18 protein-coding genes and 1 pseudogene are annotated in these 20,319 nt (G+C 46.2%); 7 read left to right on the top strand and 12 right to left on the bottom strand.

Annotated features, from left to right (window positions below; all coding sequences use genetic code 11):
- The first annotated feature begins 135 nt into the window (after positions 1 to 135).
- Positions 136 to 714, top strand: coding sequence for a nucleoside triphosphate pyrophosphohydrolase family protein (locus tag DYH48_RS00680; protein WP_115333780.1), 579 nt, complete (start codon positions 136 to 138; stop codon positions 712 to 714).
- 123 nt (positions 715 to 837) lie between these two features.
- Positions 838 to 1,134: a helix-hairpin-helix domain-containing protein gene (locus tag DYH48_RS00675; protein ID WP_115333779.1), complete on the top strand. Its 297-nt coding sequence runs from the start codon at positions 838 to 840 to the stop codon at positions 1,132 to 1,134.
- 3 nt (positions 1,135 to 1,137) lie between these two features.
- Here the strand turns inward: DYH48_RS00675 and DYH48_RS00670 are convergent, their stop codons facing one another.
- The 5 genes from DYH48_RS00670 to DYH48_RS00650 form a co-directional block, all read right to left on the bottom strand.
- Positions 1,138 to 2,220: an AI-2E family transporter gene (locus tag DYH48_RS00670; RefSeq protein WP_011845652.1), complete on the bottom strand. Its 1,083-nt coding sequence runs from the start codon at positions 2,218 to 2,220 to the stop codon at positions 1,138 to 1,140.
- Between the two features lie 223 nt (positions 2,221 to 2,443).
- The gene (locus DYH48_RS00665; protein WP_115333778.1) at positions 2,444 to 3,361 is read right to left on the bottom strand and encodes a TlpA family protein disulfide reductase; all 918 of its coding nucleotides are present in this window, start codon (positions 3,359 to 3,361) and stop codon (positions 2,444 to 2,446) included.
- 330 nt (positions 3,362 to 3,691) lie between these two features.
- Positions 3,692 to 4,894: a hypothetical protein gene (locus DYH48_RS00660; protein WP_115333777.1), complete on the bottom strand. Its 1,203-nt coding sequence runs from the start codon at positions 4,892 to 4,894 to the stop codon at positions 3,692 to 3,694.
- A gap of 132 nt (positions 4,895 to 5,026) precedes the next feature.
- Positions 5,027 to 6,076 carry an NAD(P)H-dependent flavin oxidoreductase gene (locus tag DYH48_RS00655; RefSeq protein ID WP_115333776.1) on the bottom strand — a complete coding sequence of 350 codons (1,050 nt, stop codon included), beginning with the start codon at positions 6,074 to 6,076 and terminating at the stop codon, positions 5,027 to 5,029.
- 34 nt (positions 6,077 to 6,110) lie between these two features.
- Positions 6,111 to 6,506, bottom strand: a complete 396-nt coding sequence (locus DYH48_RS00650; RefSeq protein ID WP_006079934.1) for a VOC family protein — start codon at positions 6,504 to 6,506, stop codon at positions 6,111 to 6,113.
- A 298-nt stretch (positions 6,507 to 6,804) separates the two neighbouring features.
- Between DYH48_RS00650 and torT the strand changes: the two genes are divergently transcribed.
- On the top strand, positions 6,805 to 7,923 hold the full coding sequence (gene torT / locus DYH48_RS00645; protein WP_256613014.1) for a TMAO reductase system periplasmic protein TorT: 1,119 nt from the start codon (positions 6,805 to 6,807) through the stop codon (positions 7,921 to 7,923).
- On the opposite strand, the gene ubiA is transcribed toward torT, so the two are convergent.
- The 3 genes from ubiA to DYH48_RS00630 all read right to left on the bottom strand — a co-directional run bounded on the left by ubiA (position 7,920) and on the right by DYH48_RS00630 (position 12,749).
- Positions 7,920 to 8,780, bottom strand: a complete 861-nt coding sequence (gene ubiA, locus DYH48_RS00640) for a 4-hydroxybenzoate octaprenyltransferase (RefSeq protein WP_012197690.1) — start codon at positions 8,778 to 8,780, stop codon at positions 7,920 to 7,922. The genes torT and ubiA overlap by 4 nt on opposite strands.
- Before the next feature lie 138 nt (positions 8,781 to 8,918).
- Positions 8,919 to 11,087: a DNA helicase II gene (gene uvrD, locus DYH48_RS00635; protein ID WP_006084318.1), complete on the bottom strand. Its 2,169-nt coding sequence runs from the start codon at positions 11,085 to 11,087 to the stop codon at positions 8,919 to 8,921.
- A gap of 495 nt (positions 11,088 to 11,582) precedes the next feature.
- Complete coding sequence (locus DYH48_RS00630; protein WP_115333775.1) at positions 11,583 to 12,749, bottom strand: hypothetical protein; 1,167 nt, start codon at positions 12,747 to 12,749, stop codon at positions 11,583 to 11,585.
- Positions 12,750 to 13,414: 665 nt separating this feature from the next.
- Here DYH48_RS00630 and DYH48_RS00620 point away from each other — a divergent pair.
- A complete protein-coding gene (locus DYH48_RS00620; protein WP_115333774.1) occupies positions 13,415 to 14,614 on the top strand; it encodes a class I SAM-dependent methyltransferase in 1,200 nt (399 codons plus the stop codon).
- 25 nt (positions 14,615 to 14,639) lie between these two features.
- Here the strand turns inward: DYH48_RS00620 and DYH48_RS00615 are convergent, their stop codons facing one another.
- The 4 genes and pseudogenes from DYH48_RS00615 to DYH48_RS24090 all read right to left on the bottom strand — a co-directional run bounded on the left by DYH48_RS00615 (position 14,640) and on the right by DYH48_RS24090 (position 16,830).
- Complete coding sequence (locus DYH48_RS00615; protein ID WP_115333773.1) at positions 14,640 to 15,086, bottom strand: NUDIX hydrolase; 447 nt, start codon at positions 15,084 to 15,086, stop codon at positions 14,640 to 14,642.
- Between the two features lie 51 nt (positions 15,087 to 15,137).
- Entirely contained in the window at positions 15,138 to 16,016 is an 879-nt protein-coding gene (gene ypfJ, locus DYH48_RS00610) for a KPN_02809 family neutral zinc metallopeptidase (RefSeq protein WP_115333772.1), read from the bottom strand.
- Positions 16,017 to 16,146: 130 nt separating this feature from the next.
- A complete protein-coding gene (locus DYH48_RS00605; RefSeq protein WP_006084327.1) occupies positions 16,147 to 16,572 on the bottom strand; it encodes a hypothetical protein in 426 nt (141 codons plus the stop codon).
- Between the two features lie 11 nt (positions 16,573 to 16,583).
- Positions 16,584 to 16,830, bottom strand: a pseudogene (locus DYH48_RS24090) (hypothetical protein).
- Positions 16,831 to 17,069: 239 nt separating this feature from the next.
- On the opposite strand from DYH48_RS24090, the gene DYH48_RS00595 reads away from it, so the two are divergent.
- The 3 genes from DYH48_RS00595 (at position 17,070) to DYH48_RS00585 (ending at position 20,316) form a co-directional block, all read left to right on the top strand.
- The gene (locus DYH48_RS00595; RefSeq protein WP_115333771.1) at positions 17,070 to 18,578 is read left to right on the top strand and encodes a helicase HerA-like domain-containing protein; all 1,509 of its coding nucleotides are present in this window, start codon (positions 17,070 to 17,072) and stop codon (positions 18,576 to 18,578) included.
- A gap of 378 nt (positions 18,579 to 18,956) precedes the next feature.
- Entirely contained in the window at positions 18,957 to 19,079 is a 123-nt protein-coding gene (locus tag DYH48_RS23875) for a hypothetical protein (protein WP_006079924.1), read from the top strand.
- A 280-nt stretch (positions 19,080 to 19,359) separates the two neighbouring features.
- Entirely contained in the window at positions 19,360 to 20,316 is a 957-nt protein-coding gene (locus DYH48_RS00585) for a TAXI family TRAP transporter solute-binding subunit (protein ID WP_006079923.1), read from the top strand.
- The last annotated feature ends 3 nt before the right edge of the window (positions 20,317 to 20,319 follow it).

Genomic DNA, 20,319 nt, shown 5'->3' with positions numbered 1-20,319 from the left:
CGAAACCCGCTGCACCCGAATTTGCAGCGGGTATTTTTACACTTCTGAACAAATACCTGAACTTTGTATTCTGCGGCGCATTTCTTTAAAATTGCCGCCAACTACTTATTGTTTATTGATCCCAAGGCAATCCAGATGAAACTCACCAGCTTAACTCAACCTATTTATGACCACTTATATCGTGATATCAGTGAGTTTCGCAGCACCTTCGACTTGCCAGTTAGTGATGTTGATTCTTTGGATGATAAGGCCGACACCTTACATACTTCATTGATTATTGAAGAGTTAACTGAGCTAGCAGAAGCCGATAGCCGTATCGAGCAGGCCGATGCCATTGTCGACTCTGTGTATGTCTTAATGGGACGTTTAGTGCATTTAGGCGCACAAGCCATGACCGACAGACTCGAAATCAGTTACTTAATCGACTTGTTGCTATGCGTCGCTAAAAACCGTGAAATCGACTTTATTCGCTGCTGGGACGAAGTCCATTCAAGCAATATGAGTAAAGTGTGCCGCAACGAGCAAGAATTGGCTGAGACAGTTGCCTTTTATGCTAAGCAAGGTGTTGAAATTGTTGGTAGTCAACAAGGCGACTTCATCATAGCCAAATGCGCTAAAGATGTGGAAATGTCGGGTAAAGTGGTTCGCCAAGGCAAGGTACTAAAATCGGTATACTACCGCCCAGCAGATCTGACTAAGCTGGTTAAAGCCTAGATTTTATAGCTTTGTTTAGAGCCTGTTATTTACAGGCTCTTATTTCGCCAAGGCAATTATCTCGCCTAAGCGATTATCCAGCAGTAATGACTTTTCAGCGTGTGTTTTAACGAGGCAATCCGTATGAATCCTGCGAAAGTAGTGCGTGCTGAGGTGAAGCAATTAACTGATTTGCCGAATATTGGCAAAGCCTGTGCGGCGGATTTACGTTTGCTCGGTCTAGATAAACCTGAGCAACTGCTGGGGCAAAATCCCTACGACCTATATCAAGCACTCAATCGTTTGACCGGAAAAACACACGACCCGTGCATGATAGATGTATTTATCTCCATCACCCGTTTTATGGCGGGCGAAGATGCTAAACCTTGGTGGTTTTACACCGATGAGCGCAAAAATACCTTAGGGCAGACTAAACCTTAGCTTTTAGCTTCCCGCCTGTTTATCACTTTGTATTATTTCAGGTTCTTCCCTTAACCATTCCCGCCAAATCGCCACCAGCAAGGCCATCAATACTGGGCCGACAAACAAACCGACAAAACCCATGGTTTTCACGCCGCCGATCAAACCGAAAAAAGTCGGTAAGAAAGGCAATTTAATCGGCCCGCCGACAAGATTGGGGCGCAGGGTTTTATCAACAATAAACAGCTCTATGCTGCCCCAAAGGAACAAGCCGACGCCCGCCGTCATATCGCCAGTGCCGACAAGATAGAGTGAAATCAAGGTAAACATGGTTGGCGCGCCGCCGGGAACCAAGGCCATAAAGGCGGTTAACACCCCAAAAGCCACGGCCGATGGCACACCCGCAATCCAATAGGCAATCCCCAGCACTATGCCCTCACCAATCGCGATAAGCGTCATGCCGATTACCGTCGAACTGACCGTCGCAGGCACCACACGGGAGAAGCTATGCCAGCGGGCAGGCAATACTCGCTCGCCGACAATATCTAACTGTTTGGCCACTTGCTCGCCATCTTTATAGAGGAAAAACAACGTAATAAGCATAAAGAGTAAGGTCAGTAGCAGGCCTAGCGTGTTCCAGCCCAATTGCAGCACCCAGCGAGAAATGCCACTTAGGTTCTGACCACTGATGGCACTGATGATTTTGCCTAGCTCGTGGGGTTCACCGATAAATTGCTGCCATTGCAGGGTTAACCATTCACCCATCCAAGGTAAATCTTTGATCCACAAGGGCACGGGCGAACCGTGTTGGTTAGTAAACACCAACCAATCAACCCAAGTTCTAATTTCTTGTAACGCATAGGAAAATACAAACACCAGCGGGATAATCAGCCCGAGCACAATACAACATAGGGCAATGGTTGCCGCCAACGCCGAGCGGCCACCGCATTTTGCCAATAGTTTTTGATAAAGAGGCCAACTCGAAAAACACACAATCAAGGCGGCTAAGGCAGGCACTAAAAAGTCGATAAAAAAGAATACACCAGCGCATAAGAGCAAAATCAACAAACTACGACCAATCGCGGCATTACTGAAAATCGGCGTCATAGTGCTAACACTCCCCACAATACAATCCAACGATAAGATGGAAAACACTCGGCATTGTGCCAACCGTTAACGTTTGAGTTCAACCCGTTCTGCGAGTCAGTTTATTGCGCAGTGCTTCCCATGGGCAACCACTTTAATACCGAATATTGCGTTATGTATCGATTCAATCTTTTAAGAAAAAGGCCTTTGGCTATCTATCAAAGGCCGAACAGTTGAAATGAGCTTATTGCGCCGAGAGTTGCTTAACGAGCTGCTCTGGTTGACTAAAATCGGTAATGCGCTGAATGACTTTCCCGTCCTTAACCCAAAGTAACGTCGGGATATTGCGGATTTTAAAATGATTAAATAACACGCCTAACTCATCGATACTAAAATCAATTTTAGTCTGATAAAGCTGCTTAAAATCTTCGAGCGCTTTATCGTCTGTCCACAGGTGATTGACCACACCGTGCCACGCTTTATTCGGCACTTTTTGCGCGAGATTATTTAAGCCTTTTTGGACGGCAATACACTCTTTCGACATTTCTGGACGGCTCTCAGCCAAGTACCAATCACACCAAGTTGCAGTGAAAAAGAGTAAATGCTCACCTTGTTCCCAAGGCTTGAGTAACTTAGCCGTTTGCTCGGCACTGGGCGCCTCTGTTGCCTGCGCCGTCAACTCTTGGCCATTCGCCAACATATCAATAAATTTATCTAAATTAGCGTCTGACTCATGGCTAGTGTAAACCACATCACCCGCACGATTGATCAATATACTATAGGGCGTACCGACCAAGCCTAAAGCCACACCCAACTCACCTTCATTATCCAACCACACGGGCATAGTGAGCCCGAAGCGCGCGATAACGTCAGCGATCTTAGGCTGCTCTTCATTAATATTGATGTTCACTGCGACGATATTAATCTTGTCCTGATACTTCTTCTGCAGGACTTCAAAATGCGGCATTTGTTCCATACAGGGCTGACACCAAGTTGCCCAAAACTTTAGATATATCGGCTTGTCACCCGCAACGCTGCCTAAGGTCACTTGCTGCTGATCGGGATAGGTTTTAAGTGCAATATCTTGATAGGCTTTGTCGCCCGCAAACGTAGCAAAACTCACGACGGCAAGGCACATAACAATGATTTGACGTAACAACATAGTGTTTTCCTTAAATTGATAGACCACTTGCATCCACGACTATGGGGCCAGTGATTTGCAGCCATTAACACAGAAAATACATAATCAAAGGGAGCGACAGTCTACCCAGCAACCAACCTTTAAACAGTGAGTATAAACTAACAAGCCGCTAATTTAGCCATGTAAAATGTAAGCCTTGGTGAGCATATCAATGCCCAAATTATCGCGGCCTTTACTCATGACATTATTTGATATCCAAAGTGATCAATTCAAATATTCAAGTGAATAGCATCATCTAATATCTAAACAAATCAAAATCTTGAAATACAATCCCATCATGATGAATCCAGTCTACGATGCTTTCTGCAAGTTGTGGATATGGCCAAACGCATCAGCGAATACTTGAGGATCATCTACAACGAGGTTGACCATACTTAACGACTCAGGCAATTGTCCCATTCCGCCATAATAAGTTTGGGGATGCTTAAAAATCAGCTGCACATTCGCGACATCACCCCGTCCTATCGTCAAGATTTCTGGTGCAGCGATTGCCACAGATGTGTCGACAGAATTACCAAATGAAGTACCAATAGGAATGCCGCCCACTTGCTGTGGTTGCACGTGAGTCACAAATGCCCCAAATTTCAGTTCACTTATCTGGGTTAAATCAATCGCCATAAAACCCCAGATACCATTATTGATAATGAGCTTACCTTCCCTTTGATACAGGGAGTAATAACGACTGATTCGGTAATTGGCTGCGATTAATACCACTGAATATAAGATCAAACCAGAAACGAATACGGCAACAATATGACTCACATAATCGAGTAGTATGTAACTCAGTGTGGAGGCCACGATTAAACACATTATGATGACTAAAGCATGCCAAGGTTGGGCACTCAGTAACTTAAGCGGTGTGATCGATGCTGGGTGGCGACGGGAAAAATAAGGGATAGCGTAATACCAACTCGCGGGTTCGGTAGCGAGTATTAAACCTAAGGTCAGCTTCTTATCGTCAGGCATTTGATTCTTTGGCAAATCAGTGTTTGATGCGCCCTCAATATTAAGCGTTCTAAGTTCATTTGCCCCATTACCCAGCTCTTGCTCCACAGTGGCAGCATATTGAGCAATGATCGCTAATCTTGGATCGCCTGAAGCCTTCCTCGCCTGCCACAATCCCTTAATAATGCTCACCATCAAGTACAATTCGATGAGCAGTAATACCGTGATAATAGGGAAACGCAGCCAAGCGATAAACTCGAAATACTCTGCAATTTGAGGAGGGTAGCTGAGGCGAGCCATGAGGCTGCTCAAACTGAGAATGACTAATATTTTCCAGCTTTTTTGCGCACCAATTTTGATAATCCAATACCAATAAAGCAGAGGTAACAACACAAAATATAGTGCACTGACGACAGCCAAAGACAACTGCTCACTTGTTTGCGTTAACTGTTCTGGCAGTAAATTAAACCCAAGCCAATACACAATAATCATCAAAATGAGAAAATAAATTCGATATTTAGCTGGGCGTCTTAGTCGAATTTTTAGCATTTAACATCCTTGTCAGTTGATCTAGCCAAGCCTATGCGATAGTAAAAACCCAAAAAAGTAGCTTGGCTTATCAATAACATGATGGATAAAACCATGAATACAATGCTGGCTTAAAAACGTTCAAACTGATCATTAGACCATCAAACCTAACGCCAATTGTCTTGTTAGCTCTGCGGCGGGAATAGCCTGACAGCCGGTTGCATTTTGGCCGCACCAAAGTGGGCTAAAATCGCCGAACCCTTGTTGCTCGGCGGCGCTTCGCAATCCTGCGACGGCACTGGAGGCGAGCGGAAAATCCGGTACTGCGTTATTGATAGGTCCAAGTTCAGCCATAAAACGATTCACTATGCCGCGTGCGGGGCGACCAGAAAATAAGTTAGTCAGAGCCGTATGCTGCGCCGCCTCGCTTTGCAGTGCGGCGCGATGGATCTCACTGGTGGTGCATTCAGGGCAAAGTAAATAAGCCGTCCCAACTTGCACCGCCGAAGCGCCCATCGCCATGGCGGCGCGCACGGTTTTGGCATCGACTATGCCACCTGCGGCGATAACGGGCACATCAACGGCGGCAATGATTTGCGGCAATAAACTAAAAGTGCCGTGTTGCTCAGTCAAATCATCGGATAAGAAATGTCCTCTATGGCCGCCAGCTTCTAAGCCCTGCGCAATAATAGCATCTACGCCACGCGCTTCTAACCAGAGCGCCTCTTCTACTGTGGTCGCCGTCGAGATGATCTTAGATCCCCAAGATTTTATCTCCAGCAACAAGTCTTCATTGGGTAAACCAAAGTGAAAACTCACAACCTCAGGTTTGAATTTCGCTAACACTTCAGCCTGAGCGCTTGTGTAGGGCGCGCGTTGTGCTCCCGCAGCTTGGGTATCAGAATGGATACCCAGCTCAACAAAATAAGGCGCGAGTTGCTTGAGCCATGCAGCTTGTTTCGCCGCTTGCGGTTCGGGCTCGTGATGACAAAAGAAGTTTACATTGATGGGCTTAGTCGTCTGGGCGCGGATTTGTGTCAACGCGGCATCTAAGGCTTCAAGGGATAACATGGCGCAGGGCAAAGATCCCAACGCACCGGCTTGCGACACGGCTATCGTTAAGGCACTGCCCTGAACACCCGCCATAGGCGCTTGAATAATTGGCAATTCGATTCCAAATAATCGGGTTAACTGGCACGGCATACATCATCTCCTTTGACTGGTTATCACTTGACGATCAATCCTGATATGGCCCTGCGGCTAAACGTTGGGAGATCCACCACAAATTGCCCACGGGATCCCGCACTCCACCTTGGCGATCGCCATAGGGTTTATCCGCCACTTCCATGATTAACTCGCCCGCAGCAGCGAGCGCCTGAGCCACCGACTTATCGGCATCTTCCACATACAAATAGTAGGATGCTGGCATTGGCGGAAACGCTTCACTCGCCTCGCTTAACATAAATAGGCAGTCGCCGATTTGCATCTGCGCATTGGCTATTTTGCCATCCAATCGATGGGAAATATGTAGCGCTTTAGCATCAAAGGCTTTTTGCATAAAGGCTACTAAACTATCGGCATTGTTGATAATCATATACGGGCTAACCCGTGCAAATCCTGGCGGAATAAACATAACGACTCCTTGTTACCCAAGCATGATGTTGACAATAGAAAGCCACTATAAGTCATGCACTATAGACCAAGCACGAGGGCGAAAACTAGCCCGCAGCCATTAAGCCTTCAACGTGAAATGTAAACTTAAGCATTCAGTGAACGAGCCAAAGCGTAAAGCCTGCGGATGCTTTGCCCCACGGCGTTTAAGTCATTTTATATCTTTGCGACCAAACCATAACAGTACTGCTTTACGCTTGTTATTAAACAATAAATTAGCTTTATTTAACTATGATTAAGCAACTACGGATCCTTGTTCTATGCTTAGTTCACTGTTCACTTACCATGATGAGCCTATGCACTTGACTGCATTCTTCGCCCGTTCCCTCAGGATTTGCCTCCTCTTAACCCTCAGTAGTTTCGTCTTTGCAGTGCAGGCAGCTTGGTATCCCGCCGATGTCATTGCCGACGGTCAAAAGACCCTCTACACGCCACTCACTAAGGCCAATAAAGCATGGCGGATCTGCGCCTTACTTCCCCACGGTAAAGATCAATATTGGTGGGGCGTCGCCTTTGGATTATCACAAGAAGCCGAGCGCCAAGGCGTAACGCTTGGCATTTATGATGCTGGTGGATATGACAAGATTGAGCAGCAAAAACAGCAACTCCATGATTGTTATGCACTCAAGGCTCAAGCTTATATTATTGCCGCCAATACCGCTGACGGACTGATTGCGGATATTGAACAACTCAGCGCTGCGGGCATTCCGGTTATCGATTTAGTCAATGGTATCGCGACCGACAAACTCACGAGTCGATCCTTAGTCAGCTTTGAAGATATGTCCGTTGCGGCGACAGAATATATTGCGGCGCAGCAGCGAGAAGCTATCAATCAGGAGTCACCTAAGCTTAAAGTGGCGTGGTTTCCTGGTCCTAAGGGCGCCTCGTGGGTAATGGCGGCGGAACAAGGATTTAGACGGGCGGCAGCTAAACAAGAGTTCGACACAATTGAAGGCGGTTACGGTACGACGGAGTTATTCGTTCAAGCGGATTTGGTGCGAAAAGTACTTGCAAAACAAAGCGTAGATTATGTAATTGCCAATGCGGTGGCGGCCACGTTCGCGGCGCGCTTTTTAGATGGACGCCGGAATCAAACCGGCAAAGTCATCGCATTTTACTCTAATGCGCAAACTATAGAATTAGTGCAGAAAAAGCAGCTACTCGCGACAGTCAGCGACTCACCGGTATTGCAGGCTCGAATTGCTATCGATCTGGCGGTGCGCGCACTCGAAGGTGCGCCTTATCCCCGCAGAGTGAGCCCTGTTATCAAGGTCATCTCCCAAGACAACATCCACCAAATCGATTTAGAACAAATATTAGCACCGGAAAATCAGTGGATGATCCATCAGGATCTGCCCAGCGTAAACGGTACTCGTTAAATCAAATAGTCCGCACCCAGCCCAACAAATAAGGCTAAACCTGCCCAGTTATTATTGAGGAAGGCTTTAAAACAAGGGGCTCGTTCACGATCAAAAATCAGCATTTGCTGGTAAGTACTAAAACCGACAAAAGTCAGTATGCCTAAACCATACAGCAAACCACGGTCAGCGCTCCAACCGGCGGCGATAAAACAAGCCAACGCGGCAAGCTGAAATAAGCCTATGATTTGGCGATCATATTTACCAAACAAAATCGCAGTAGATTTAATACCCACTTTTAGATCATCGTCCCTATCGACCATGGCATACATAGTGTCGTAGGCGACAGTCCAACACCAATTGGCGGCAAATAACCACCAAGCCTCCATCGGCACTTCACCCGTTTGCGCGGCGTAAGCCATAGGGATAGACCAACTCCACACTATGCCTAAAAACATCTGTGGCATGTTGGTGATGCGTTTAGTGAAGGGATAAATAATCGTGAGGATAATACCGACAACGGATAATTTAACGACTAATCCATTGAGTAATAAAACTAAACCAAAAGCGGATAAACCTAAAATGACGAACAGTATCAGCGCTTCTTTGGTGCTGATTTCGCCACTGGCTAGCGGGCGTGATCGAGTGCGTTCAACAAAAGAATCGAGATCGCGATCGGCATAGTCGTTAATAATGCAGCCACAGGCACGCATGATCACTACGCCAATAATGAAGATAACCAATACCTTAAGATCCGGCATACCACCCGCAGCTAACATTAGCGCCATCAAACATGGCCACAGCAATAATAGCGTACCTATGGGGCGGTCGATTCGAGTAAGACGGGAATACACATCCCACTTTTGCTTTAAATTCATTAACTAGGTACTCCCAATACCCTCAAGTTTCCACTCGTTTTCAGGCTTAGCATCATATACCCATGCTTCTCCCGATGCGAATTCATCCCCTAAAAGCGTGTCACAAAAAGCTGACATTTATCGTGATGATGGCAGTCATCACAGCGCTTCTAAACGAGCGTAAGCCACGACTAACCACTTGCTGCCAAAGTCAGTAAAGCTGACTTGCACGCGCCCTTGGGCACCGCTGCCCTCAAAGTTGGTCACCTTGCCTTCACCAAATTTAGGGTGATTGACTCGTTGGCCGACGTTAAAACCGGTATCGTTTGTGGCAGCCGACTTTTGAGTGCTAAAACGATTATTCGCCATTGGGGTTGAAACCTGCGCTTTGAGGCGGATTTCATCCACATATTGCGGTGGGATCTCTTTGATAAAACGCGATGGCCTGGCGTAATCTTCGCGGCCATAAATACGGCGCGATTCCGCATAGGTAATGTAGAGTTTTTCCATGGCGCGGGTCATGCCCACATAGCAGAGACGGCGTTCTTCATCGAGTCTATCGCCCTCTTCGAGCGCCATTTTACTCGGGAAGATCCCTTCTTCGACACCCGCCATGAACACCATAGTGAACTCTAGCCCTTTGGCAGAATGCAGCGTCATTAGCTGCACCGCATCGGTAAAGGCATCGGCTTGGCCTTCGCCTGCTTCGAGCGCCGCGTGGGAGAGGAAACCGTTAAGTTCGCCCATGTCCTCTAGCTCTTCTGGCATTTCGAAGGTACGTGCCGCTGTGACGAGTTCTTCTAAGTTTTCGATTCTAGCGTGAGCTTTTTCACCCTTTTCGGCCTCATACATGGCCTTAAGACCCGAAGCTTGGATCACAGTATCAGCCATGCGATACAGCACCATATCTTGAGTGTCTTCACGCATCGTCATGATTAAGTCCATGAAACCACGCACAGAATTTGCTGCGCGGCCCGCAAGCACTTTCTCGTCGAGCAAACGCACACTCGCCTGCCACAGGGTTAACTCATGCTGACGCGCCGTGGAGCGCAAAATATCCAAAGTGCGATCGCCAATGCCACGGGGCGGCGTGTTAACCACACGCTCAAACGCCGCATCGTCGTCTTTGTTATTAATCAGACGCAGGTAACCCATGGCATCTTTAATTTCTTGGCGTTCGAAGAAGCGTAAACCGCCGTAGATACGATAAGCTAAGCCTTTGTGTAATAAGGCTTCTTCCAATACCCGCGACTGAGCGTTAGAACGATATAAAATCGCACAATCACTGAGGTTGCCGCCCTTTTCGTGCCAATCATTAATCCGACCGACAATAAAACGCGCCTCGTCCATTTCATTAAAGGCGCAATAGAGCGAAATTGGATCGCCATCGGCTTCATCCGTCCACAACTCTTTACCCATACGCTCTGGGTTATTGGCAATTAAGGCGTTGGAAGCTTTAAGAATATTACCCTTAGAGCGATAGTTTTGCTCGAGGCGAATGGTGGTCGCCGTCGGGAAATCTTTTAAGAATCTATGTAGGTTTTCAACCTGAGCGCCGCGCCAGCCGTAAATCGATTGGTCGTCATCACCGACTATCATCACATTGGCGGTTTGACCGGCGAGCACGCGGATCCACGCATATTGGATCGCGTTGGTATCTTGAAACTCGTCCACCAAAATATGCTTAAATCTGTCTTGATAATGGGCCAACAAATGCGGCTTATTGAGCCATAACTCATGGGCACGTAACAGGATTTCGGCAAAATCGACTAAACCTGCGCGGTCACAGGACTCTTGGTAAACCTGATAGATTTTTAACAGATTCTGCTCAAGCGGAAAACCGCCCGCATCGATATGTTTAGGGCGTAATCCTTGGTCTTTTTTACCATTGATATAACCCTGAGCTTGGCGTGGAGGATATTGTTTCTCATCCAAATTCAAGCTTTTAAGAATACGTTTGATCAAACGCACTTGATCGTCAGAATCAAGGATTTGGAAGCTTTGCGGTAAACCCGCATCTTGGAAGTGAGTGCGTAACAAGCGATGCGCCAAGCCGTGGAAAGTGCCAATCCACATGCGGCCCATATTGGTGCCAGCGACTTTTTCAACTCGCTCGCGCATCTCAGCCGCAGCTTTATTGGTAAATGTCACCGCAAGAATCGAGTAAGGACTCTGCTGTTCAACCTGCATCAGCCACGCAATGCGGTGGGTCAACACCCGAGTTTTACCACTGCCCGCGCCCGCCAACACTAACATGCTAGATTGCGGTGCCGCGACAGCCTCGCGCTGCTTATCATTCAGGCCGTCTAGTAAAGAAGATACGTCCATTCTCGCCTCCAAAAAATCGAGGGGGCATTATAACAGAAGAAAACCCGCCTGCGCGTTTGCTCCACAAGACGAGAGCCATAAGGTGAGTGATATGTTGCCGCATCTTGCTTTGCGCTTGTATTGTAATGACGACATTGATTAAGCACTGTCATTCCCACAATGCTCATGGGTGGGAATCCAGCGTTTCGGTAACAGATCTTTGTTTTTGGGTAGGAATTGAACAAATACAAGGCTGTATTAATTGCTCATAGAGAGGGTGTTCATCATTCTGTTTCAACGATTACGCACTGTCATTCCAGTGACACGCCGTGAATATGTCCCTATAGGCTCGACGACGGCATCCATGCCGTCAACGGTCACTTCCATGACAGTGCTTAATCTTGCCAACCCCTACAGTAATTTGAACCACTTCTTACAAGCATGCACTCTGTAAATTTAAAGATGGATGGCTCGTTAATTCCTGCACAGAAAATTTTATAGTCTCATCATTTTTTACTACTGCTGTTTTCTCTGCACTCGATCCCATTCAGCTTTGAGCATTAAGGGTACGATGCGCTGAAACTCTGCGAGTTTTTCTTTGATACGAGATTCGTTTGTAAGAGCTTGATATACCCTTTCCTCTGAGATAAATGCATCATTTATAAAGGTAACTAATCCTAAAATCTTATTATCAAAAGCTTTATCATTTAAACTATTTGCATCTTTATCTGGGTTAAGCATAAAACTAATCTTAACTGTCTTTTCAATTAGTTCAGATTCAAGTTTCTTAAGCTCTGCATACGTGGATTTGACACTGTCAAAATATTCTCTTGCTTGCCTCTCGTAAATCATTAATTCTCTATAATCATTATTGTTTTCTTCAGAGAGGATTCGCGGCAATCCGCTATTTTCTTCACGGAATTTAGCTCGAAACACAGCGCACCGTCTTTCAGCACTTTTCAAATTTTTAACTATCTCAAGCATATCTTTCTCGATTTTATAGAAATAGAGTAGTTGAATTGCGACTCTGACATAACTACTAGCTTCATCTCGAAAGGTGTTAATCCACTTTTGACGAAATTCGTCAATTACGACTTTGTGACGTTCTTTCTGTTCATTTTTAGCAAGTTGAATTTTGCTTTCTAATGAATCATTATGTTGTTTCTCTTGAGTTTTAAGAAGTTCTAGATGTTCTTCCATACGCTTACTTGCATCTATTTCGATTTGTTCAACCTGCTTATCTGTTTCTCTTCGTAGAGTCCGATGAAGAAAATAGAGTGAGAGTCCAATCGAGCCTACGATACTAACTATCGCCGCCCCAAAATTAATCCACGCGGGTTTGTCAGGTGAGTCCATAAAAAGATGTAAATCGACATCTCTCTTTTCAAGCGATTCATAGTTAACTTTTTGTTCTTTAAGATATTGAGCTATCTCTGTATTTTTCCGGTTGATTTGAGTAACTTGCTTTTTGGCTTCCTCAATATTTGGAATAATAGAATTTTTAAGCTCAGTATTATCTTTAGATACAGCCTCAAGCTTTGCTGTAAGCTCTTTAAGCTGTATTGAAAGTTGTTCTACTGTGACAAGTTCGTCTGCCGATTTTAATGTTGTCTGAGAGTTCTCTGAAGCGTTTACTGCTGTTGATAGAATTAGCGCTATAAAAAATAGGGTTCTTGTTATCATATTATGCTTTTGGGAATGAAGTGCATCATGACGGCACGCTTAGTTAAATAACCAATGAGTTTAACACTTTAACGGTGAAACAAGACATCCACAACTCTTCAATGCTTTAAGTGGCCAACAGACAACTCAACAATCAAAGGAATACGCCATCCCCTCGGAGTTGCCGCAGGGCGAATAGACAAATTGCGTGAGTCTCGCCATGGATGGCGAGCTAGCTTTCGCAGGTGCAGGGACGCATCCTTCGGAAGCGATAGCAAATTTGGCAATGAGCACAAGGGGCTTTCAACTCCGTTGGGGGCGTCATGGAGCATCCAAGGAGGATAGGACGAGCAGTCCTCCTTGGTCGGGTGTGGGGTGAAGCCCCACGACGTTGACTTTGATTTTTATTAAAAAACTCAAAAAAGTCTAGGTAAAATTCCATTAGCAAATAACCAACGCAGAATGGCGAATTTCAACTTATGGATCAGACTCACCTACTATCAAGCTACATCTTCAATTAAGCACGTCACTAGAATGACTATGCTTAATCACTACAACCTGAATAGATAGATCAGCAGCGGAGCTCTGCCCCAACCCCCTTTCTCGATGAGAATAACTTTAGGTAGCGGCGGATCGCGGTTAGAATACTCACCCTGTTTTTCTTGGTTACTTTTTCGGAAACAATAATGTCCCATTCAGCGCTTAATTCTTTTGATGATTTTTACCAGCTTTTGGCTGACAGCTTAGCGAAGAATAGTCTGATCAAACTATTATTGAGTAAGTACCGAGGGGCAGATAAAAGCTTGCAGCGCATTACGATCCGGCCGATCAGTTTGCAGAATGAACCTATGCTGTCGTTTGTGTATCAACACCAGACGAATCACATCACTAAAAACCTGAGTTATGACGAAGGGTTAGCCAGCATAAAACTGTTACTCGGTAACGATTTTAAGAGTGCCCACTTAGCCACGGCGCAGGCAGAAGTTCAGCTTGAGATCAGCAAAAAAGGTAAAGTCCAAATCAGCACACATAATGTTAAACAGGCCGTCGCGGCGCCGTTAGAACATGACCGTGAGAAAAAGCGTTTTGTGGATATCGAACGTCCCTTCCTGACCAAGCTAGGGGTGACTGACAGCCAACATAATCTTATCCCTGCGATGTCGCGCAAATGGAAACAAATCAATAAATTTATTGAGGTTTTCAGCCAAGCACTCGAAGCGTCACCCCACAAGAATGACCAACCGATCAATGTGGTCGATTTTGGTTCAGGTAAAGGCTATCTCACCTTTGCAATCCATGATTACCTGCGCCACAGCCTACACAATGATGCGCAGGTGACTGGGGTGGAATTACGCCAAGCCTTGGCCGATTTATGTAATGAAACGGCGGCTACGCTGGATCATCAAGGATTGTCGTTTGTCTGCGGCGATGTGAGAACCCATGCGCCTAAGCAAACCGATGTGATGATCGCCCTGCACGCCTGCGATATCGCCACTGACTATGCGATTCATTATGGTATTCGCGCCAATGCCGACATCATCATGTGCTCGCCTTGCTGCCATAAACAAATTCGCCCGCAGATGCACAGCCCAGAATTGTTTAAACCTATGCTGCAATATGGGGTGCACATGGGCCAACAGGCTGAAATGGTGACCGATTCATTACGGGCGCTATTTTTGGAAGCCAACGGTTATGCGACTAAGGTGTTTGAGTTTATCAGCCTAGAACATACCAATAAAAATAAGATGATTTTGGCCGTTAAAAAGCCACAACATAATCAGAAAGACAGCGCCGCAATCCTCGCGCAAATAGCTGACATCAAAGCCTATTACGGTATCAAGGAACATTGCTTAGAAACCTTGCTCGCGCAAACCCAAGCCGATTAACGGCCGGCGGTTTGCCAGTAAAGCACTAAAACTTTGCACTCATCACAACTCCGTTGAAATTGAGGCAATCTTTAATTCTTTGCTGCTGAACCGCGCTAAGGGTGTCGATATCGTGGAAGGCAAACTCTGAATGTTCGTGACTTAAGTGGATCGGCAGTGGCTCACCTTCTACCCCATTTTTTGCCACCTCATGTCCCTCAGGCAATAGCAGTTCACAACGAAAGATAAAAGCTTGGGATTGATAGGCACTGTGATAATACACGCCGCTCAAATAGTTGACCCGCACACTTAAGCCTAATTCCTCTTGGCATTCGCGTACTAAGGCCTCGTGAATCGTTTCACCAGGCTCGAGTGCGCCGCCGGGCAAGCCCCAAGCAAAATTACAGTAATTAGCCTTAAGCAACAGCACTTGCCCCTGCGCATTAGTAATAACCGCGTGGCTGCTCAGTCTAAAGGTGTCGTTAAAGGCCACTCAGTTATCCTTGCATTTATGTTCGGTACGTATTTGAGATATCAAACAAAATCACTTCGCCGCAAAGGTATTACAACTGGCGAGATTACCCGAATCAAACCCTGTCTTAAACCATTTCACCCGCTGCGCCGAACTGCCGTGGGTAAAAGCATCGGACTGTACGGCGCGACCCGCCATCTGTTGCAAGCGATCATCACCCACTGCACTGGCGGCGGCAATGCCTTCCGCTAAATCGCCCGCTTCAAGTAAGTTAAGTTGTTGATTGACATAATGCCCCCAAATACCCGCGTAGCAATCCGCCTGTAATTCAAGCGCGACACTCAATTGATTAGCCTGCACTTTACTGCCAGATTGCTGTGCTTGACGCACCTTAGTGCTAGTGCCCAGCAGGTTTTGCACATGGTGGCCTACCTCGTGGGCAATCACATAGGCAAAGGCAAAATCACCGGGCGCACCTAAGGTTTTAAGCTCATCGAGAAAGCTAAGGTCGATATATACTTTGCTATCGGCGGGGCAATAGAAAGGCCCAGACTGCGCCTGTCCCATACCGCAGCCAGTGGAGGTCATATTGCGATAAAGCACTAACTTAGGCTCTCGATATTTCCCCTTGAGTAACTGGCCCCAAACGGTTTCTGTGGTGCCTAAAATGGCCGCCACAAACTGGGCATTTTCATCCTGTACCGCAGTCGTTGCGCTAGATTGGGATTGGCTAAGATTAGCTTGAGTGCTGGGGTCAAGTGACAGGCCACCAGTAAAATACTGAAAAGCGAAATAAATGCCGCCGATGAGCAACACCACACGGCCAAGTTTAGTTCTCAGCAAAAAGGGCAAGAACCTAAGTAACAAAGCACTCGGCACACCCGCAGATGCCATTTGCTGGCCGCGCCTGTCTTCGATATTGGAGCTTCTGTCAGTGTCACGCCAACGCATCGCATTCCTTCACTCTGTAATTAAAACTTTCGTTAAACCGCTATTAAAATCGCTTAAATGCACAGCTCTTATTTCGGATTTGCACTCTAGCGCCTAGTGGTTAAGAGTCTAGTGATTAAGTGTCTAGTGATTATTTCGCTTGTGTATCGCTTGTGGGCGCGTCTTTCAGTGAGCGTAAAAACAATCCCAAACCACCAAAGGCCAAAACGAGGATCACGATAAGTTCAAAGGCCGACATGGATTTAAAGTGGAATTGAATCGAGCTAATAACCCCCACAATCAAGGCCGTTAGCGAACCTAAACTCAGCAGCCACGCTAACTTACTCTTAGCGTCAAAAAACACCATCACAATGCCGATAATAAACGGTAGCATCACCATGCCAGTGGTAATCGACATGCCTTGCCCAAAGGCATTCACTCGATATAAACCATAGCCTAGCCCAAAGCTAGAGCTCACTTGTATTGCATTGAACAATAGATAAAATCCGCCACACATCATGGCAAGACCCATAAAAAATTGTCCCGTCCCGCCCTGTGTTCCGCCAGCACCTTTCATAGATATCCTTTCTAGATTAACGATTTTTGAGTGACTTGTTCTATGGCCGTTTTCAGCCGTTGTTTTTCTTCCGCTGCTTTTGCCTTTTGCCTTTTGGTACTCGTCGAGATTTTTATCCGCCTAGGCAACACTGCGCTGTTTATCTCGCATAGGCTCATAGGGATCGACATCAATTCTGCCAGAACATGCTAATTCGGCGCAGCCAGACGTCAACAAAGTAGAGCACAAGACCAGCATAATCAACGGAGTTTTCATCATCAAGCACGCCTCAGCCAATCACAAAAAATAACACATCTTCACCATTAACAAGGAGCATATTGCCAATCCCACGCGCAGGCTCAGTTATCTCAAGCTTATTCGCGCCCTATGTTGACATAAATTACGCTAAGGCCAACACTCAATGGTGAATTTTTATACCCATATACGACGCACTACCGTGGCTTAAATAAGGCTCTGCAATCTATGTGCAGACGCTAAAGTTAACATAAGGAATGCCCTTGAATACTCTATTGATTGGGAAAGGTGAGCAACAGGTTCACTTAAATCTTAAGTATGCTAATCGTCATGGATTAATTGCCGGCGCCACTGGGACAGGCAAAACCGTGTCGCTGATGAGCCTAGCCGAAGGTTTTTCACGCCAAGGCGTGCCGGTTTTTATCACGGATGTTAAAGGTGATATCTCGGGTCTTGCGATGGCGGGCACCCCAAGTGAAAAGCTGCTACAAAGGGCGGCGCAAATTGGCATAGAGGATTATCACAACGAAGCCAACCCTGTGGTGTTATGGGATTTAGCGGGCGTTCAAGGCCATCCACTGCGTACCACCATCAGCGAAATGGGCCCGACCTTACTCAGCCGAATTTTAGAATTAAATGACACCCAAAGCGGCATCTTAGACATAGTGTTTCAACTGGCAGACGACCAAGGGTTATTGTTGCTCGACTTAGATGATCTGCGGGCCATGCTGGCTTTAGTTGCTGAGGAGCGCAAAGAAGTCTCGGCCAAATATGGTTTGATCAGCGCCCAATCCCTCGCCGCGATTCAGCGCTCAGTGCTAGGACTTGAGCGCGATGGCGGCAAAGACTTTTTTGGCGAACCCGCGTTACAGCTTGAAGATTTAATGCGCACTAATTTGCAAGGGCGCGGCATCATCAATTTGTTAGCGGCGAATAAGCTGATTTTAACGCCACGTTTATATTCGAGTTTTTTACTCTGGCTACTGTCAGAATTATTCGAGAATCTGCCCGAAGTCGGCGATCCCGAAAAACCTAAACTCGTGTTCTTTATCGATGAGGCACATTTACTCTTTGAAGGTTGCCCACCGAGTTTATTAAAACGCGTCGAACAGATCATGCGCCTTATTCGCTCAAAAGGCGTAGGCGTTTATTTTTGCTCGCAATTTCCTGATGATGTGCCGGGCGAAATTCTCGGGCAATTAGGTAATCGCATTCAACATGCCCTGCGAGCTTACACGCCAAGGGATCAAAAGGCGGTCAAAACCGCCGCAGAAACCTTTGTGCCTAACCCCAAACTGGTAGTCAGTGAGGTTATTTCCCAGCTCGGCGTGGGCGAAGCTTTAGTGTCTATGCTGGCCGACAAGGGCGTGCCGACTATGGTCGAGCGCGCACTCATCGCACCGCCGCGTTGTCGCATGGGACCCGCCACGAGTGAGGAATTACACCAAGTCCGCGCCCAAAGCCCGATTGGTGGCAAATACGATCATTCCATCAACCGCGAATCGGCCTACGAACTGCTTAACCAAAGACGTACCGGCGTTGCCACCAGCAACCCCACATCCACAGCAAGTAATACAGCAAATGATGGCCAAACGGGTCAAAAAGCCGAAGAACAAGGTTGGTTCAGTGAACTTATTTTTGGTAATAAACGCCGCCAAGGTTTAGCAGAGACCTTGTCAAAGCAAGCGGCACGCACTGTCGGCAGCCAATTAGGCAAACAAATTTTGCGCGGCATATTAGGCGGGATGTTAGGTAAATCGAGCCGACGCTAGGCATATAGTGCTAAGTGAAGTTTTAGTTCGAGCGCACTCATTCGATCGCACAAAATGACAAACTCGAATGAAAATAGGAGTACAGTGTTATAGATCGCATATTTCTTATACAGGTTAACGCTAGCATTAGCGTTAATTATTCTAAGTGATAGATGGATCATGGTACGGAATTCGGTGATAAGATTATTTTGCTGTAATCGCTCATTGAGGCAAATAAATTCACAGATAATTATCAATGATTTTAAATATTTGTAATTTTAAAATGTTGTAATTCGAGATCAAAATTTCGCTTCAATCAGGACATCATGGAACAGGTTCAATTGAGTACGGCTTACATGATTAGCCTGATGAATAACCAAAGAGTACATGGAGTTTTATATGAGTAAAGAGCAAAAAAACCGTAAAGAATCGAAGAAACAACCGCTGTTGTCTGCTAAAGAAAAGAAAGCAGCAAAACACGCGAAAAATGCCACTAAAGGTTTCTTAGATAACACTAAATAGTGTCTTGTTATTCAAAGGTTCATCCTCAAATAACACAAATAGGGTTAACTCAGGTTAGCCCTTTTTATTGTCCGTTTTTCCTTAAACCGACCTCGTTAAGCCCCACGATACCGCCGCAGCAAAACCGCCTAAAATCTTCGTTTTATGATGCAAAAGTAGCAGCTATCGACTATAGCCTAATTGACCTTTTTCAGGTTTTATGTAGTTATATTCAGCAGGCTAAGGTATTCCAAGCTCGAAAGACCCTACATAACATTATAAAAAATAAGGATATTTCACAATGAAAATCAAAAAACGTTTTGTCGCCGTAGGCGCTGCCGTGACACTCACACTCAGTGCCGCCGCTATGGCCGCCGCACCCGCTTTTATTAACATACTCACGGGTGGCACCAGTGGCGTGTATTACCCTATTGGTGTAGCTCTATCGCAACTCTATGGCACAGGAATCGAAGGTTCTAAAACCTCAGTTCAAGCGACCAAAGCCTCGGTAGAAAACCTCAATCTACTGCAAGCGGGTCGTGGCGAATTAGCGCTCGCGCTAGGTGACTCAGTCGCAGCCGCTTACCAAGGTGATATTGATGCGGGCTTTAAAACGCCACTGGATAAAATCCGTGTGCTCGCCTCTGCTTACCCTAACTACATTCAAATTGTTGCCAATAAAGAGTCTGGCATTAAAACCTTGGCCGATTTAAAAGGGAAACGTATCTCTGTCGGCGCACCTAAATCGGGTACCGAGCTCAATGCCAGATCAATTTTTAAGGCGGCCGGTTTAAGCTACGAAGACATGGGTAAAGTCGAGTTTTTGCCCTATGCAGAATCCGTTGAACTCATCAAAAATCGTCAGTTAGACGCGACCTTGCAATCGTCAGGTCTCGGTATGGCAGCCATCCGCGATTTAGCGGCGACTATGGCAATCAACTTTGTTGAAATTCCAGAGGATGTGATCGCTAAGATTAACAACCCTGCCTATCAACACGGCGTGATCCCAGCATCGACCTATGAAGGCCAAACCACTGACGTTTCTACCGTTGCCATTCAAAACCTGCTAGTGACGCAAAGTGGCGTATCGGATGATTTAGCCTATCAAATGACTAAGATCATGTTCGAGCACTTAGATCGTCTCGGTAACGCGCACTCAGCCGCTAAATCTATTAGCCTAGAGAAAGCGACGAAAAATCTGCCGATACCGCTTCACCCAGGTGCAGAACGTTATTACAAAGAAGTTGGCGCACTCTAAGTT

The sequence above is a fragment of the Shewanella baltica genome (assembly GCF_900456975.1).
GTDB classification, from domain to species: domain Bacteria; phylum Pseudomonadota; class Gammaproteobacteria; order Enterobacterales; family Shewanellaceae; genus Shewanella; species Shewanella baltica.
This window is presented reverse-complemented; position numbering and strand designations above follow the sequence as displayed.

What these genes read in the sequence shown, in the direction of transcription:
- DYH48_RS23875 (WP_006079924.1), top strand. Translation starts at nt 18,957, where the DNA reads ATGAGTAAAGAGCAAAAAAACCGTAAAGAATCGAAGAAACAACCGCTG.
- DYH48_RS00650 (WP_006079934.1), bottom strand. Translation starts at nt 6,506, where the DNA reads ATGTTTATTCCGCCAGGATTTGCACGGGTTAGCCCGTATATGATTATC.
- uvrD (WP_006084318.1), bottom strand. Translation starts at nt 11,087, where the DNA reads ATGGACGTATCTTCTTTACTAGACGGCCTGAATGATAAGCAGCGCGAG.
- DYH48_RS00660 (WP_115333777.1), bottom strand. Translation starts at nt 4,894, where the DNA reads ATGCTAAAAATTCGACTAAGACGCCCAGCTAAATATCGAATTTATTTT.
- DYH48_RS00680 (WP_115333780.1), top strand. Translation starts at nt 136, where the DNA reads ATGAAACTCACCAGCTTAACTCAACCTATTTATGACCACTTATATCGT.
- DYH48_RS00630 (WP_115333775.1), bottom strand. Translation starts at nt 12,749, where the DNA reads ATGATAACAAGAACCCTATTTTTTATAGCGCTAATTCTATCAACAGCA.
- DYH48_RS00655 (WP_115333776.1), bottom strand. Translation starts at nt 6,076, where the DNA reads ATGCCGTGCCAGTTAACCCGATTATTTGGAATCGAATTGCCAATTATT.
- DYH48_RS00665 (WP_115333778.1), bottom strand. Translation starts at nt 3,361, where the DNA reads ATGTTGTTACGTCAAATCATTGTTATGTGCCTTGCCGTCGTGAGTTTT.
- DYH48_RS00605 (WP_006084327.1), bottom strand. Translation starts at nt 16,572, where the DNA reads ATGAAAGGTGCTGGCGGAACACAGGGCGGGACGGGACAATTTTTTATG.
- DYH48_RS00620 (WP_115333774.1), top strand. Translation starts at nt 13,415, where the DNA reads ATGTCCCATTCAGCGCTTAATTCTTTTGATGATTTTTACCAGCTTTTG.
- torT (WP_256613014.1), top strand. Translation starts at nt 6,805, where the DNA reads ATGCTTAGTTCACTGTTCACTTACCATGATGAGCCTATGCACTTGACT.
- ubiA (WP_012197690.1), bottom strand. Translation starts at nt 8,780, where the DNA reads ATGAATTTAAAGCAAAAGTGGGATGTGTATTCCCGTCTTACTCGAATC.
- ypfJ (WP_115333772.1), bottom strand. Translation starts at nt 16,016, where the DNA reads ATGCGTTGGCGTGACACTGACAGAAGCTCCAATATCGAAGACAGGCGC.
- DYH48_RS00675 (WP_115333779.1), top strand. Translation starts at nt 838, where the DNA reads ATGAATCCTGCGAAAGTAGTGCGTGCTGAGGTGAAGCAATTAACTGAT.
- DYH48_RS00670 (WP_011845652.1), bottom strand. Translation starts at nt 2,220, where the DNA reads ATGACGCCGATTTTCAGTAATGCCGCGATTGGTCGTAGTTTGTTGATT.
- DYH48_RS00585 (WP_006079923.1), top strand. Translation starts at nt 19,360, where the DNA reads ATGAAAATCAAAAAACGTTTTGTCGCCGTAGGCGCTGCCGTGACACTC.